Raw genomic sequence first — 14,682 nt, forward strand, 5'->3', positions numbered from 1 at the left:
AGAGGGGGAGCATCTTGAAGAGCGCCTGCGCCAACAGATCCTCCCCCTTCTGGGGGAGGTGGCCCGGAGGGCCGGAGGGGGCCTAGTGCCGCCCCTCCGGTCGCCGGATGACGTACTCGTGCGTCAAGTCCAGGTCCAGTCGCACCGAGCCGGCCGGCGGTTCGCCTCCGTCCAGGTGGGGGCGCTCGCCCAGCACCAGATAGGCCTGGGCGCTGGGTTCGAGATTGTTGAAGCTGATCTTCGACGAGCCGCCCGGCGGGATCGACCGCGCCAGGCTCACGGGCCTGGTCGGCGCCTTCTGAAACACCACGACCGTCGAGTTCTGGACGTCGTCGCTCTGGTTGATGAGGGTGAGCTCGTAGTCGGCCACGCCGCAACCTCCCTATGTGTTCGCGGTCTTGCGCCGCCAGGGAAGTAAACGCGTAACATCGTTACTTGGCAACGGCGCCGTTCGGCGGCCCCGTCAGCCGTAGGTGACCGAGAAGGTTCCGTCCGGCTGCTGGATGACCGTGGCGGTGGTCTGCGCCCGTCCGGTGAAGTCGATCTCGGCGGCGCCGGCGACCAGGCCCGCGTCCATCACCTCGCCCGGCGCATAGTCCCCGACGGCCACATAGTAGGTGTGGATCGGCCGGATGGTGCTGATCGTGTTCGGCAGGGCCAGGAAGGTCATGGTCGGGACCGGGATCGGCGAGGCGGCCATGCGCGCCACCCCCAGCACGTAGCCGTTGCTCGGGGTGAAGTCCGATCCCGTGACGATCGCGAAGGTTCCCGGCGGGGCCGAGCCCGGGCTGGTGACCGAGGTGAAGCCGGTGGGCGAGCCGCCGCTGAAGGCGACCGTGTCATGGGTCTGGGTGTTGACCGGCGCCACGCCGCCGCTTTGGGTCCGGCCGTTGGCCGGCGGCTCGCTCCAGTAGGCGTAGATGGTCTCGTCGAAGGTGATGCGGTCGAAGCCGCCGTTGGTCACGCTGGGAAAGGTCGCCCAGGCGTTGGTGTAGCCCTGCGGCGAGCCGGCCGAGGCCAGCTCAGGCTGCTGCACGAACAGCACGTAGCTCCTGGCGGCCTGGGACTGGTTCCAGATCTGGATGGTGTAGGACGTCATCGCCTCGGTTCCCCCGTTCGAGAACGATGACGTACTATCTCAAGGTTGCGTTTTCGGAAACGCGATCCTCGCGTTAGTTCACCCGGCGCGAGGCGCCCGGCAGGTGCAGCGAGAACTCGGGGATGTGCGCGTCGAACGCCTCGCCGGCCTCGGTCACCATCTGGTAGCGGCCGACCATCGTGCCCGAAGGGGTGGGCAGCGGGCAGTTGGAGACGTAGCGGAACGCCTCGCGCGGCTTCAGCTCCGGCTGCTCGCCGACCACGCCCGAGCCCTCGACCTCGTTGCTGCGGTTCATCGCATCGGTGACCTTCCACCAGCGCGCGACCAGATGCACGGTCTCGACGCCGTGGTTCTCGATTTCGACGGTGTAGGCCCACAGGTAGAGACCCTGCTCGGGCGAGGATTCCTCGGGCAGATAGCAGGGCGCGACCCGCACGACGATGTCGCGCGTGCGGGCCTCGTAGATCCCGGTGTCGGGGCCGCGGCGCCGACGGATCCGCTTCAGCGGCGGGCTGGACTCACGCCTGGTCGAGCGCACGGGTCACGTCTCGCGTCAGGTCGGGCAGGCTTTCGAGGCCGACGGACAGGCGCACGCCGCCCTCGGTGACGCCCAGCAGCGGGCGCATTTCCTCGGGCACCGAGCGGTGCGTGGTGGTCGGCGGGTGCGTGGCCATCGACTTGGCGTCGCCCAGGTTGTTGGAGATGTCGACGATCTCCAGCGCGTTCAGGAACTTGAAGGCCGCCTCGCGCGAGCCGAGGTCCAGTGCGATCACGGTGCCGCCGCCGGTCATCTGCTTCTTGGCCACCTCGTAGCCGGGGTGGTCGGTGCGGAACGGGTAGAGGACCTTGGTCACCTTCTTGTGGCCGGCCATGACGTCGGCCAGCGCCGCGGCGGTGTCGGTCTGGCGGCGAACGCGCAGGTCCAGCGTCTCCAGGCCCTTGAGCATCACCCAGGCGTTGAACGGCGACAGCGACGGGCCGGTGTGGCGCATGCTGTCGCGATAGAATTCCTCGTTGATCGCCTCGGTGGTCAGGATGGCCCCGCCCAGCACGCGGCCCTGGCCGTCGATGTGCTTGGTGGCCGAATAGACGACGACGTCGGCGCCCAGCTCCAGCGGCTGCTGGAAGATCGGGGTGGCGAACACGTTGTCGACGATGACCTTGGCGCCGACGGCGTGGGCCAGCTTCGACACCGCGGCGATGTCGGTGATCTCCAGAACCGGGTTCGAGGGCGTCTCGATCAGCACGGCCTTGGTGTTGGACTTGATCGCCGCTTCCCAGGCCGAAAGGTCGGTGGCGTCGACGAAGGTGGTCTCGACGCCGAAACGCGGCAGCCACTCGGCGATCAGCCAGCGGCACGAGCCGAACAGGGCGTTGCCGGCAACCACGTGGTCGCCCGCGCGCACCAAGCCCATCAGCGCCGAGTGGACGGCGGCCATGCCGGTGGCCGTGGCGCGGCACACCTCGGCGCCTTCCAGCAGGGCCAGGCGGTCCTCGAACATCTTCACGGTCGGATTGTTGAAGCGCGAATAGACGAAGCCCGGGTCCTCGCCCGAGAAGCGGCGGTCGGCGCCCTCGGCGCTGTCGTAGGTGAAGCCCTGGGTCAGGTAGAGCGCCTCGGCGGTCTCCATGAACGGCGAACGGGCCAGCCCTCCGCGGATCAGCTTGGTGGCGACGTCCCAGTTCTTCGGATCTTCGGACACGGCTTCCTCGACGCAGCAGTCACAATTTGGCGGCATAAGGGGTTTGGCGGCCCGCAGGGTCAAGCGCCCAGGGTCTTATTTCAACATCAGAATGCCTGGAGGCGAGCCGCGCGCGCTCAGCCTTGCCTTACGCGCGAGGTTTAGAGAGTGTGCCGCCGATGACCGACGCCCACGCCGCAGGGATTCTGCCCTGCCAGACCATCGAGTCCCTGATCGCCCAGGAGGCGATCACCTCGCAGACCCCGTTCGACCGCGACCAGGTCCAGCCCGCCAGCCTCGACCTGCGCCTGGGCGTGCGCTGCTGGCGCGTGCGGGCCTCGTTCCTGCCGGGCGTCGCCCGCCGCGTGCCCGACCGCCTCAAGGACGTGGCCATGCACGAGCTGGACCTGTCGAAGGGCGCGGTGCTGGAGAAGGGCTGCGTCTACATCGCCGAGATCCAGGAGCGCCTGGCGCTGCCGGCCAATGTGGCCGCGCGCGGCAACCCGAAGAGCTCCACCGGCCGGGTCGACGTGTTCGTCCGCCTGCTCAGCGACCACTCCAAGGCCTTCGACGACATCGAGGCCGGCTATGAGGGCCCCCTCTATATCGAGATCGCGCCGCAGACCTTCTCGGTGCTGGTCCGCGCCGGCACGCGCCTGAACCAGCTGCGCCTCAAGCGCGGCGACCCGGTCAAGCTGGCCATCCGCAGCGTCGGCGTCGACCTGACGCCGGGCGACACGGGCATCGTCGGCTTCCGCGGCCGCCGCCACGCCGGCGTCGTCGACCTCGACCACGAGGACGGCCACGACCCGCGCGACTTCTGGGAGCCGCTGGAGACCCGCCATGGCGAGCTGCTGCTCGATCCGGGCGAGTTCTACATCCTGGCCTCCAAGGACGACGTCGAGATCCCGGTCATGGAAGCGGCCGAGATGACCCCGATCGATCCGTCGGTCGGCGAGTTCCGCGTCCACTACGCCGGCTTCTTCGACCCGGGCTTCGGCACCGAGGAGGCCGGCGCCGTCGGCTCCAAGGGCGTGCTCGAGGTGCGCAGCCACGAGACGCCGTTCCTGCTGGAGGACGGCCAGACGGTGGCGCGCCTGGTCTACGAGCCCCTGACCGAGCGGCCCGCGCGCCTCTACGGCGAGGGCGGTTCGCACTACCAGCGCCAGGGCCTGAAGCTTTCGAAGCACTTCAAGGCGTGGCGTTAGGCCGCGGCGCGTCGCGCTCGCCTGGTTAACCCGCTCTCGCCTAGCGTGGTCCCCGTGTTTTAGTCGGGGACGGCGTATGGTTCTGGCTTGGATCAGGGGCGCGGCGGCGGCCGTCGTGGCGCTGGCCGCGCTGTCGGGCGCGGCCCATGCGGCGCCGGCCATGTGGGAGGTCAGCGACGGCGACTCCCGCATCTATCTGTTCGGCTCGATGCACGTGCTGTCGCCGGATGTGCGCTGGCGCACCCCGGCCTTCGACCGCGCCTACGCCCGCGCCGACAAGCTGTGGTTCGAGACCCGCGTCGACGCCGATCCGGTGGCCGTGAAGGCCCTGGTCGACCGTTACGGCGTCGACCTCGACCGTTCCCTGACCGAGAAGCTGCCGCCGCGCACCGTGGCCAGCCTGCGCGCGGCGCTCGACAGCCGCGGCGCCAGCCTCGACCGCGTCGACCGCCTGCGGCCCTGGGCGGCGGCGATGATGCTGTCGGTGCTGCCGATGACCCAGGCGGGCGGCTCGGTGGAGGCCGGAGCTGACGCGGCCGTCACCCGCCAGGCCGTGCGCGCCGAAAAGCCGGTGCTGGCCTTCGAGAGCTTCGAGCAGCAGTTGCGCCTGTTCGCCGACCTGCCCGAGACCGTCGAGGTGCAGTACCTCGACGACGTCGCCGCCGAGCAGGTCGCGCCGCCGCGCCGGGGCGTCGATCTGCAGCAGGCCTGGCTGAAGGGCGATGTCGACCGCCTGGGCGCGATCCTGGTCGAGGGCATGCGCCGCGACCGGCCAGAGCTCTACGAAGCCCTGCTCAAGCGCCGCAACCTGGCCTGGGCCGAAGTCCTGGATCGCGAGATGGCCGGCGCCGGCGTCGAGCTGGTCACGGTCGGGGCCCTGCACATGGCAGGACCCGACGGCCTGCCGGCCCTGATGAAGGCGCGCGGCTATCGCTTGCGGCGGGTGCAGTAACCGCGCGAAGCGGTGCATGGTCGGCCCATGACCGCGCCCGACCCCTACTGGCTTGCCGACTTCATGCGCGTCGAGCGCCTGGACGCCGGCTTCGTCGAGATCTTTCGCCGCCTGCACCGTCCCCTGGCTAAGCGGATCGGGGCGGCGGCGCGCGCCCATGGCCGGCCGGGCTTCGTCGCCGGCCTGTCGGGACCGCAAGGGTCGGGCAAGTCGACCCTGATGGCGGCGGTCGCCCGGCTGCTGGAGGGCGAGGGCCTGAAGGTCGCCGTCCTGTCGCTGGACGATCTCTATCTGACCCGTGCCGAGCGCCAGGTCCTGGCGCGGGAGGTCCATCCGCTGCTGGTCACGCGCGGGCCGCCGGGCACGCACGACGTGGATCTCGGCCTTTCGGTGCTCGATGGACTGGCCGGGCAGGGGGCGATCGCCCTGCCGCGCTTCGACAAGGCCGCCGACGACCGCGCCCCACGCCAGGACTGGCCGGTGTTCGACGGGCCGGCCGACGTGGTGCTGCTGGAGGGCTGGTGCCTGGGCGCGCGCCCGCAGGGGGCCGCGGCGCTGGTCGCGCCGGTCAACGCCCTGGAGCGCGACGAGGACCCGGACGGCGCCTGGCGCGGCTTTATCGACGCCGCCCTGGCCGGATCGTACTGCGATCTGTTCTCGCGGATCGACTGGCTGGCGGTGCTGACCGCCCCCGACTTCGCCGCCGTGCGGCTCTGGCGTCGCGAGCAGGAGGCCAAGCTCCAGGCGAAGCTGGCGGCGTGCGGGGCGCGGGGCGGGCTGGATCCGGCGGCTCTCGAACGCTTCCTGGACCACTACGAACGGCTGACGGCATGGTGCGCCCAGGACCTTCCTGGACGGGCCGACCTGCACGTGGCGCTGGATGCGGCGCGGCGACCGCTTACGCCGTCCTGAGTCGCGCAAAGCGCAAGTCGATGAACATGTTCAAGCTGTCGCGCGGCATGGCGTCGCACTACATATGGTGTCGGCTACGTTAACCGTCACCAAGTGCTAGTGTCGGGTTGTTGCGATTACACGCAGATTCGATTTTCGATCCGCGCCGCGTCGACGGGAGCCCCGCGTCATGAACCGCCTCTTCTCCGGCCCGTTCTCGACCCACAGCCAGCGCGTGGCCGCCTGGGAGCGCGCCGAGCGTATCCCCGGCTGCGACAAGGCCGTGTGGCGCTGCGACGCCGACGGGCGGGTGATCCGCTGGGACGACTACGGCGACCGCTTCTCGCAGTACGGCTGGCTGATCCATGCCGATCCCAAGGCCCACTGGCTGGCCAAGGCCCTGGGCGTGGCCGCCCCGGCGCCGCTGCACTGGCGCAGCGGGCGCATCGCCGCCTAAACGCGAATTTTGTCCAGGGTCCTTGACACGGCTCTGCGCTTTGATGTCAATGTTCCTTGTCATTTTGACGGGGGAACTTGGCATGTCGGGGCAAAGACTGGCGCGGCGACGGCTTGTGGCCGCGGTGGTTTATTCGTTTGGCGCGGCCTTGGTGCTCGGCGTCGCGGCCTCCCTGATCGGCGAGCTGGGTAAGCGAAAGCCCGAGTTCGCCGTCTTTTCGCTGGTCGCCATCGCGTTCTCGGTCCTCGCGGTCATGGCCCTGGTGCTGTGGCTCTGCGCGCGCTGGTGGCGGGCCGCCGACGAGGCCGCCCGGGAAGCCCATAAGTGGTCCTGGTACTGGGGCGGCTCGACGGGCCTGGCCCTGGCCGCCGTGCCCTACATCCTGCTGCACGCCATGCCCGGAGCCACCGAGGCCGTGTTGCCGGTCGGCATGACCACCACCGAGGCGGTGCTGTTCGGCATGGCCTTGCTCGGCGGCTTCCAGCTGGTCGGTTACGGCCTGTTCTGGATCGGCTGGTGGCTGAAGCGGCGCTAGGGGAGGGAACGCCATGAACGCCTTTCTCAAGAACACCCGCCCGGCGCCGGCCAAGGTCGCCATTCTGGTCCTCGTCGGCGTGGTCGGCGTCGGCGGCTCGATGGCGATGCTGCTGCTCGGGCGCGGCCAGTGGCCCACCTATGTCGGCGCCGTCGCCATGGCCTTCGCGGCCGCGGCCTTCGCCTCCACCGCCCGCCGGCTCTATGGCGGCGAGCCGGTGCGTCCGGCGATGCGCGGCTTCCTGATCGGCTTCCTGGGCGCGATGACCGCCTATGTCGTCCTGCTGCTCGGGGCGGTCCAGCTCTACATGGCGGGGCTGACGCAGGGCGCGCTCGGCTACGCCGCAGCCCTGGCCCCGGTGATCGCCCTGGTCGCCGCCTTCGCCAGCCTCGGCCTCTACGTCTTGCGCGAGACCGACGAACTGTTGCGGCGGATCACGGTCGAGAGCCTGCTGTGGGCCCTTGGCGCGACCCTGTCGCTGGCCACAGCCTGGGGCGTGCTGGAGGCCTTCGGCAAGGCGCCGCACCTGCAGCTGTGGGTGGTCGCGCCGGTCTTCGCCGTGGTGTTCGGCCTCGCCCAGGGCCTGGTGTCCTGGCGCTACCGCTGAGGCCGCGATGAAGAACCGCCTCAAGGTGCTGCGCGCCGAACGCGACTGGAGCCAGGCCGACCTGGCCCAGAGGCTCGACGTCTCGCGCCAGACCATCAACGCGCTGGAGACGGGCAAGTACGATCCCAGCCTGCCGCTGGCCTTCAAGATCGCCCGCCTGTTCGGCCAGCCCATCGAAGCCATTTTCCAGGACGAGGACTGACATGACCGTCGCTTCGGAAAGCCAGAAACTTTCGCCCCGCACCCGTCGCGCCCTGATCATGCTGGCCGTCGGCGCGCCGGCGGGTTTCATCGCTGGTCGCGTCCTGATCTGGCTCAAGCGCCAGGGCTACTGGCAGGGCCTGGAGCTGTCGGGCGGCGACGTCGTCTCGCTGGGACTGGCCGCCTTCCTGGTCACCGTGGGCCTGGCGACCATGATCGTCAGCCTCAGCCGCAAGGCGCTGGGCCGCCAGATCAACGGCGACGACCAGACCAGGGCCGCCACCCCGGCCCAGGCCAGCTTCTATGCGGGGCAGGGCGGGGTGCTGGTGCTGGCCGGCGTGATGCTGGCCGCGCCGCCCCTGGCCGGCGCGCTGTTCGTGCCGCTGTCGCCGCTGCTGGCCTCGGCGGTCATGACCGGCCTGATCACCGTCTTCCTGGTCCAGACCGTCGGCAACATCACGCTGTGGGTGCGCAGCGACGAGCTGATGCGCCGGACCATGGCCGAGACCGCCGCGGTCTCCTACGGCCTGCTGCAGGGGCTGCTGTTCCTGTGGGCGGCCGGCGAGAAGCTCGCCCTGTTGCCGCCGCTCACCCTGTGGGACGCCGTCAACGTCAACATGATCGGCTACCTGCTGATCTCGATGATCATCGCCTGGCGGCGAGGCTTCGTCGACTAGCCCCCGGTTTCCACCACCGTTCCCGAACCGATTTCACTCAAGAGGATCCGTATGCTGCGTTCGTCCGTCAAAGCCGCCCGTCGCCTCGTCGTGGGCCTGGTTTCCGTCCTCGCCCTGGGCGCGGCCACGCCGTCCCTGGCCGATCCGGCCCTGTGGAAGATCAAGGACCACGACTCCACCATCTATCTCTTCGGCACCGTCCACGTGCTGCGTCCCGAGACCCAGTGGCGTTCGGCCAAGCTGGACGGCGCCCTGAAGTCGACCGACGAACTGGTGCTGGAAGTGGTCGGCGCCGACGACATGGCGGTGATGCAGCCGCTGATCATGAAGTACGGCATCGACCAGTCCACGCCGCTGTCCAAGAAGCTGTCCCCGGCCGACTGGGAGAAGACCAGGGCCTACGGCCAGGAGATGGGCATGCCGGCCGCGGCGCTCGAGGCCTTCCGTCCGTGGATGGCCGCCATCACCCTGGCCATGGCTCCGATGGTCAAGGCCGGCTTCGACCCCAAGAAGGGCGTCGAGCAGGTGCTGACCGCCGAGGTCAAGGCCGGCGGCAAGGGCCTGGGCTCGCTGGAGACCGCCGAGCAGCAGATCCGCTTCTTCGCCGACCTGCCGGCCGCCGACGAGGTGTCGCTGCTGCAGTCGACGCTGGAAGAGGTCGATGAAGGTCCCGCCAAGCTCGACGCCCTGGTCAAGGCCTGGGCCGAGGGCGACCTGACGACCCTGGAAAGCCAGTTCGTCACCGAGATGCGGACCAAGTACCAGCCGCTCTACCACACCCTGATCGTCGGCCGGAACACGGCCTGGGCCGACCAGCTGAAGACCAAGCTCGACGGCAAGGGCGTCAGCTTCGTCGCCGTCGGCGCTGGCCACCTCGTCGGTCCCGACAGCGTCCAGGCGCTGCTGGCCAAGCGCGGGATCAAGGTCGAGCGCGTCCAGTAGGACGCGTTCAGCCCTCCGCGGTCCGCAGGTAGATCGATCGCTTCGGCGTGCTCATCACGCGCCGAAGCATCGGCTCGAACGCCTCCAGCGGCATCGTCTCATAGGCCGGATCGAAGGCCGGCTGGTCGTACTGGTGGCAGAACTTGGCCGTACGCTCGAAGTGCGGATGGCCCCGGAAGGCCTCGCGCATGTCGCGGTCGAGCCCCAGGTGATGAAAGAAGTAGTAGCCCTGGAAGATCGCGTGGTTGGCCACCATCCAGTGGTTGGCCTCCGACACGAAGGGCTGGACGATGGCGGCGGCGATGTCGGCGTGGTTGCGCGGGCCCAGGATGTCGCCGATGTCGTGGAGCAGGGCGCAGACGACGTACTCTTCGTCCTCGCCGGCCAGGTGGGCCCGGGTGGCGGTCTGCAGGCTGTGCTCCAGCCGGTCCACCGCGAAACCCCCGCAATCGCCCTGCAGCAGCTGCAGGTGCTTGATCAGCCGGTCGGGCAGCTCGCGCCCGTACTCGCCGGCCGCCTGGGCGATGATGCCCCAGTCCTCGGCCGTGCCCTCGGTCATGGCGTGGAAGCGCGCGCGGGGGTGATCCTCGCCGTCGGCCATCGCGTTCTCCTCCCGAACGTCTGTTTGACGGCCAGCGTGCGCCGCGCGCGGGCGGGCGTCAACGTTTCGAGATGAGGCGAGGAGATTGGAGCGGGCGAGGGGAATCGAACCCCTGACATTCAGCTTGGGAAGCTGACGTTCTACCTCTGAACTACGCCCGCACGGGTCGCGAGCGACCGTGGAGGTCGTGCTTAGCCGGTCTTGCCGCATCGCTCAAGCGTTGAAGGACGGCCTTTCACAGCCAAAGAAAAAGGCCCGCCGTCGCCGGCGGGCCCCCTTCGTTTCCGGGCGGCGGGATCAGGCCGTCGCCGGCGTCTTGGTCAGCCGCACCGACAGCGCCAGCACAGCCGCGCCCAGCACCAGGCTGGCGTCCATGATCCAGGCGACCGGATCGACGCTATGGCCGGTGTTCAGCGCCAGGTGGACCAGGGCCACCAGAACGAGGCTGACCGCAGAGGCCAGGCGCAGGCGGATCGAGATCACCTGCGGGGTCCACAGGAACGCGCTGGCGGCGGCCAGCAGGGTCACTCCGCCCCACACCGCCACCGGCGGGACGCCCTGGGCCAGCAGGGCGACCATGGCCGCCACGCCGTAGGCCAGGGGCTGGCTCCAGCAGAAGGCGACCCACACCCGCTCCCAGCGCGGGGCCGGGCGGCCCTTGTCGCGTCGGCGGGCCAGCCAGATGGCCACGCCGCTGGCGGTCACCGCCGTCAGTCCCAGGCCCAGCAGGAAGTAGGCGACCTTCACCGGCCAGCCGCCGAACCAGCCGAAATGCAGCGGCGTCAGGCTGGCGTAGATGGCCATGCCGACATTGCCGCTCTCGAAGCCGGCCTCGCCCAGCACCCTGGCGTTTCCGTCGACGATGAACATCTCGCCGCGCGACAGCTTGCCGGGCGTGACGCGGTTGATGGTCAGGTGCTGGCCGGTCTCGCCGGGATGTTCGACGAAGATGTAGTTGAAGCCCGCTTCGGGGTGCTTGGCCTGCAGGACCGAAAGGCCCTTGGCCACGTCGACCACCGGCGCCGGGCGCGGGTCGTCGGCCACGGCCGGGCCGCTGAACAGGGCGAAGACCTTCTCGCGGTTCCCGTCGAACACCACCATGGCCAGCACGCCGACGATCAGGACGGAAAGCCCCAGGAACGCGCCGGTCAGCGACACGACCACGTGGAAGGGCAGGCCCCACACCGAGATGCGGTTGTGCAGGTCGGCCTCCTGCAGGCGCTTGGAGCCGCCCCAGCGAAACGCGAACGCGTCCTTGAACACGCGCGGATGCGACAGCACGCCCGAGACCAGCGACGACAGCAGGGCCACGCCCGTCAGGCCGACCAGGAAGAAGCCCCAGCTGCCCGGCAGGTGCAGGGCGGTGTGCAGCTTGGCCTGGAACTCGCTGAACGGCGTGCGCTGCTCGGCGACGATCTTGCCCGAAGCGTCGGCGAAGAAGGTGTGCTCGCCGCCCTTGGCGTCGTCGCCGTGCACCGACAGGCGGGGCAGGGCGGGCTCGGGCATGCGGATGAACAGGTCGTGGGCCTTGGGGTTCCTGGCCAGCACCTCTTCGAAGGCCGCGCCGACGGCGGCGGGCGTCACGCTGTGCAGCACGGGGACGGTGGGCTGCTCCCAGCGATTGAACTCGTTGGTGAACACCGCCACCGCGCCCGAGAAGCAGACGAGGTAGATCAGCGCCGCGAACGTCAGGCCCAGGGCCGAGTGGCCGGCCAGCATGGCGCGCACGAAGGGGGCAGGGATCTTCGGCCAGATCGGCTTGCCGGGTTTGGGTTTTTGTTGCGGGGCATGCATCAGAGGGAGCCCTTCAGGAACACGGCGCCGAAGCCGGCGACGGTGACGCCGATCAGCACGGCCAGGGCGCGCAGGATCTTGTCGTCCGACAGGGTCCAGGCCATGCCGCCGGCCCACAGGAACGGCACCAGCATGCCGCCGATGATCAGGCGGGTCTTGACCTCGGCCGGGAAGCAGACGGCCACGGCCAGGCCCACGGCCATGGCCGCAGCGCCGCCCAGCGGACCGGCCAGGAAGCCGCGCAGCCAGCCGCGCCAGGCCACGCGACGGCGGTCCGACGGCTCCAGCGCCAGCTCGCGCGGCGCCTTGCGCTTGGCCTCGCGCAGTTCGACCCCGGCGGCCACCAGGGCCAGGGCCGCCGTCGAGGCGAGCGCCAGCACGATTGAGGGACCGCGCGCCGCGCCCAGGAACGGCACGGAAAGGGCCACGGCGATCGCCAGCAGCGCCCAGCCGCCGACGATCAGCCAGGGCCGCCGCGCGTCGGCGTGGGTCCAGGCGCGCCGAAGCAGCAGCGCGCCCCCCAGGGCCAGCGGGGCTAGAGCCAGTCCGCCCAATCCGACCATGGGCCCGATCACCAGCGCGCCTCCAGGCTGACGCCCAGTACGCGCGGCTCGCCCAGCAGGGCGACCGGAATGTCCGAGCGGCTGTACTGGCTGTACTTCTCGTTCAGCAGGTTCTTGCCGAACACGTAGGCGCCCCAGGCGCGGCTCTCGTAGCCGAAGCGGCCGTTGACCAGGGTGCGGGCGTCGGCGATGCGGCCGTCCTGCTCGCCGCCGGCCTCGGTGAAGGCCTTGGCGCGGTAGTTGGCGTTGAGGTTGGCCACCAGGCCGTTGTTCCAGCGATAGTCGCCGCCGATCGCGAAGGTCCAGTGCGGGGCGTAGGGGAACTCCGAACCCGACAGGTTGCGGGTGTCGGTGCCGGTCTGGACGTTGAACTCGTCGAACTCGGTCTTGGTGTGGCCCAGCGAGGCCCACCAGCCGGCGTTCGGCGTCACGCGCTGGGCCAGTTCCAGCTCGAAGCCGTAGAGGTGCGAGGAGCCCGCGTTCTCGACCTGGTAGTCGTATTGGTTGAGGCCCAGGTTCAGCGACACCTGCTGGTCGGTCCAGTCTACATAGTAGGCGTTGGCGTTGGCCGTCAGGCCCCACTGCGGCCAGTAGGTGCGCAGCGAGAACTCGTAGTTCCAAGTGTATTCGGGATCATAGGGCACGACGGTGGCGCGGGCGGTGTTGATCGCCGTGCCGCCCGAGCGGTAGCCGCGCTGCACCACGAAGCTGGCCGAGACGTCGTCGGTGAGGGCGTACTTGGCGCCCAGCTTGGGCAGGAAGGCCTCGAACTCACGCGTCGTCTCGGGCGAGGGCGCGCCGGCTTGGGCGACCATCGAGCCGACGAACTGGTTCACCAGCACCACGTAGGGCGCATAGGCGCCGAAGGCCGACGGGGTCGGGTAGACGCCGGCGAAGCGCGCGGTCTGCACCGAGCTCTGGGTGTTCTTCTCGCGATCGTAGCGGAAGCCGGCCAGCACGCTGAGCTTGGGAGTCAGGGCGAAGCTGCCGTCGGCGAACAGCGCAGTGGTCTCCACCAGTTCCGGCGCGTCCGAGGTGTAGTCGACCGGGATGACGGGCAGGGCGGCGATGTAGAGGTTGGCGAAGGCGTTGGCCTGAGCCTGAGCCTGGGGCTGGGTGATGCCCGGCACGCTGCCCATCAGGGTCGAGGTCAAGACGCTGACCAGGGTGGCGCGCGGGAAGGCCACGTTGGTCAGGCTGGCCGAGCTACGCTCGGCGTCGCGGGTGGCGCGATAGACGCCGACCACGCCCTTCAGGCGCTCGCCGTCATAGTTCAGGCGCGCCTCCAGGCTGGAGGTCTCGACCAGTTCGTTCTGCCCGCCGTACGACAGGCGCTGGGGGCCGAGGTCGGCGTCATAGCGCTGGATCAGATCCACCTGGCTCCACGAGGCCACGCCCGACAGGGTGAAGCGCTCGCCCAGCTTCTGCTCCAGTTCCAGCGTGGCGATGTCGGTGGTGATGTCGCTGGTGTTGGGATCGTTGGTGGTGGTGACGCGGTGGTCGAAATAGTCCGGCGTGTCGGTGCGGCTGTAGGTGAAGACATAGCCCGACTTGCGCTCGTTGTGGCTCATCGTGGCCACGGCCTTGAAGCCTTCGGCGGCCGCCGGGGTCAGCAGCAGCTTGCCGCGGATCATGCGGGTGTCCAGCGCGTCGTCGTCCAGCTTGCGCGTGGTGTTGTAGATGAAGCCGTCGCTCTGATGGTCCTCGAAGGCCAGGCGGAAGGCCAGCTGGTCCTGAACGATCGGGCCGCCGCCGGCCAGGGCGATCGCGCGGTCGTCGCCGCTGGCCGAGGTCACGCGGGCCTTGAAGTTCCAGTCGTTGGTCGGGTCGGTGGTGCGCACGATGACCGCGCCGGCCAGGGCGTTGCGGCCCTGCAGGGTCGATTGCGGACCGCGGAAAACTTCCACCTGGCCCACGTCCCACATGTCCAGCGGGCCGCCGTACATGGCGCGCTCGGGGATCGCCGCGCCGTCGACATAGACCGTGGCCAGGCCGCCGGTGCCGCCGCCCGAGACGTTGTTGTTGGCCACGCCCCGGATGGTGAAGCCGGTCTTGCCGTAGGTCTCGCTCATGTTCGCGGTCTTGGCGACCACGTCATAGAAGTCGCGGATCTGCTCGCGCTCGATGGTGCGGGCGGTGGTCACGGCCACGCTGGTGACGGTGTCCTGCACGCTGCGGCTGGTCTTCTCGCCGGTGACGACCACCTGGTCGACCTGCGTCGGCGCTTCCGGCGCCGTGGCGACCGGGGCTTCGGCCTGCGCCAGGCTGGCCAGCACCGCCCAAACGCCGACGGCGCTCGCCATCATCAACCGCGACTTCATGCATTCCCCCGTTATTTAAGAACGGGTCGCAGCTAGCGGCGGTTTAATTGCGAGTCAAATGCAATCTCATTCTCAGGATTAATCGCCGGGCGAGCGCTTGCGCGAGGGTTGAAACCTTCGGGATCGCTTGAATTGGCGATCGGTCGGCTGCA

The 14,682-nt window shown here is 69.5% G+C and carries 17 protein-coding genes and 1 tRNA gene; 9 read left to right on the plus strand and 9 right to left on the minus strand.

Annotated features, from left to right (window positions below; translation table 11 throughout):
* Nucleotides 1–82: 82 nt before the first annotated feature.
* From G5B46_RS20725 to metZ, 4 genes are all read right to left on the minus strand, one after another.
* On the minus strand, nt 83–370 hold the full coding sequence (locus G5B46_RS20725; protein ID WP_165262011.1) for a hypothetical protein: 288 nt from the start codon (nt 368–370) through the stop codon (nt 83–85).
* Nucleotides 371–463: 93 nt separating this feature from the next.
* Nucleotides 464–1,099 (minus strand): hypothetical protein, encoded by a 636-nt coding sequence (locus tag G5B46_RS20730; RefSeq protein ID WP_165262013.1) that lies wholly within the window; start codon nt 1,097–1,099, stop codon nt 464–466.
* A gap of 73 nt (nt 1,100–1,172) precedes the next feature.
* The gene (gene apaG / locus G5B46_RS20735; RefSeq protein ID WP_165262015.1) at nt 1,173–1,637 is read right to left on the minus strand and encodes a Co2+/Mg2+ efflux protein ApaG; all 465 of its coding nucleotides are present in this window, start codon (nt 1,635–1,637) and stop codon (nt 1,173–1,175) included.
* Nucleotides 1,618–2,802, minus strand: a complete 1,185-nt coding sequence (gene metZ, locus G5B46_RS20740; protein WP_165262017.1) for an O-succinylhomoserine sulfhydrylase — start codon at nt 2,800–2,802, stop codon at nt 1,618–1,620. The genes apaG and metZ overlap by 20 nt, the downstream gene beginning before the upstream one ends.
* A 158-nt stretch (nt 2,803–2,960) precedes the next feature.
* Between metZ and G5B46_RS20745 the strand changes: the two genes are divergently transcribed.
* The 9 genes from G5B46_RS20745 to G5B46_RS20785 all read left to right on the plus strand — a co-directional run bounded on the left by G5B46_RS20745 (nt 2,961) and on the right by G5B46_RS20785 (nt 9,251).
* Entirely contained in the window at nt 2,961–3,989 is a 1,029-nt protein-coding gene (locus tag G5B46_RS20745; RefSeq protein ID WP_165262019.1) for a 2'-deoxycytidine 5'-triphosphate deaminase, read from the plus strand.
* Nucleotides 3,990–4,065: 76 nt separating this feature from the next.
* Entirely contained in the window at nt 4,066–4,941 is an 876-nt protein-coding gene (locus G5B46_RS20750; protein ID WP_165262021.1) for a TraB/GumN family protein, read from the plus strand.
* A gap of 27 nt (nt 4,942–4,968) precedes the next feature.
* On the plus strand, nt 4,969–5,853 hold the full coding sequence (locus G5B46_RS20755; RefSeq protein WP_165262023.1) for a kinase: 885 nt from the start codon (nt 4,969–4,971) through the stop codon (nt 5,851–5,853).
* A 169-nt stretch (nt 5,854–6,022) separates the two neighbouring features.
* The gene (locus tag G5B46_RS20760; protein WP_101716499.1) at nt 6,023–6,289 is read left to right on the plus strand and encodes a hypothetical protein; all 267 of its coding nucleotides are present in this window, start codon (nt 6,023–6,025) and stop codon (nt 6,287–6,289) included.
* Nucleotides 6,290–6,371: 82 nt separating this feature from the next.
* Nucleotides 6,372–6,824 carry a hypothetical protein gene (locus G5B46_RS20765; RefSeq protein ID WP_165262025.1) on the plus strand — a complete coding sequence of 151 codons (453 nt, stop codon included), beginning with the start codon at nt 6,372–6,374 and terminating at the stop codon, nt 6,822–6,824.
* Between the two features lie 13 nt (nt 6,825–6,837).
* Entirely contained in the window at nt 6,838–7,431 is a 594-nt protein-coding gene (locus G5B46_RS20770) for a hypothetical protein (protein WP_165262027.1), read from the plus strand.
* Nucleotides 7,432–7,438: 7 nt separating this feature from the next.
* A complete protein-coding gene (locus G5B46_RS20775; RefSeq protein ID WP_058348510.1) occupies nt 7,439–7,633 on the plus strand; it encodes a helix-turn-helix transcriptional regulator in 195 nt (64 codons plus the stop codon).
* A 1-nt stretch (nt 7,634) separates the two neighbouring features.
* Nucleotides 7,635–8,309, plus strand: coding sequence for a hypothetical protein (locus G5B46_RS20780; protein ID WP_165262029.1), 675 nt, complete (start codon nt 7,635–7,637; stop codon nt 8,307–8,309).
* Between the two features lie 51 nt (nt 8,310–8,360).
* Nucleotides 8,361–9,251, plus strand: coding sequence for a TraB/GumN family protein (locus tag G5B46_RS20785; RefSeq protein ID WP_165262031.1), 891 nt, complete (start codon nt 8,361–8,363; stop codon nt 9,249–9,251).
* Between the two features lie 7 nt (nt 9,252–9,258).
* Here G5B46_RS20785 and G5B46_RS20790 read toward each other — a convergent pair whose 3' ends face one another.
* The 5 genes from G5B46_RS20790 to G5B46_RS20810 all read right to left on the minus strand — a co-directional run bounded on the left by G5B46_RS20790 (nt 9,259) and on the right by G5B46_RS20810 (nt 14,530).
* Entirely contained in the window at nt 9,259–9,852 is a 594-nt protein-coding gene (locus G5B46_RS20790; protein ID WP_165262033.1) for an HD domain-containing protein, read from the minus strand.
* 86 nt (nt 9,853–9,938) lie between these two features.
* A tRNA-Gly gene (locus tag G5B46_RS20795) sits at nt 9,939–10,013 on the minus strand.
* Nucleotides 10,014–10,149: 136 nt separating this feature from the next.
* Nucleotides 10,150–11,646: a PepSY-associated TM helix domain-containing protein gene (locus tag G5B46_RS20800; RefSeq protein WP_165262035.1), complete on the minus strand. Its 1,497-nt coding sequence runs from the start codon at nt 11,644–11,646 to the stop codon at nt 10,150–10,152.
* Nucleotides 11,646–12,221 carry a hypothetical protein gene (locus G5B46_RS20805; protein WP_346764957.1) on the minus strand — a complete coding sequence of 192 codons (576 nt, stop codon included), beginning with the start codon at nt 12,219–12,221 and terminating at the stop codon, nt 11,646–11,648. The genes G5B46_RS20800 and G5B46_RS20805 overlap by 1 nt, the downstream gene beginning before the upstream one ends.
* On the minus strand, nt 12,218–14,530 hold the full coding sequence (locus G5B46_RS20810; protein WP_165262037.1) for a TonB-dependent receptor: 2,313 nt from the start codon (nt 14,528–14,530) through the stop codon (nt 12,218–12,220). Before G5B46_RS20810 ends, G5B46_RS20805 begins: the two co-directional genes overlap by 4 nt.
* Nucleotides 14,531–14,682: the final 152 nt, after the last annotated feature.

Source organism: Caulobacter sp. 602-2 (assembly GCF_011043625.1).
In the GTDB taxonomy this organism is placed as follows: Bacteria; Pseudomonadota; Alphaproteobacteria; order Caulobacterales; family Caulobacteraceae; genus Caulobacter.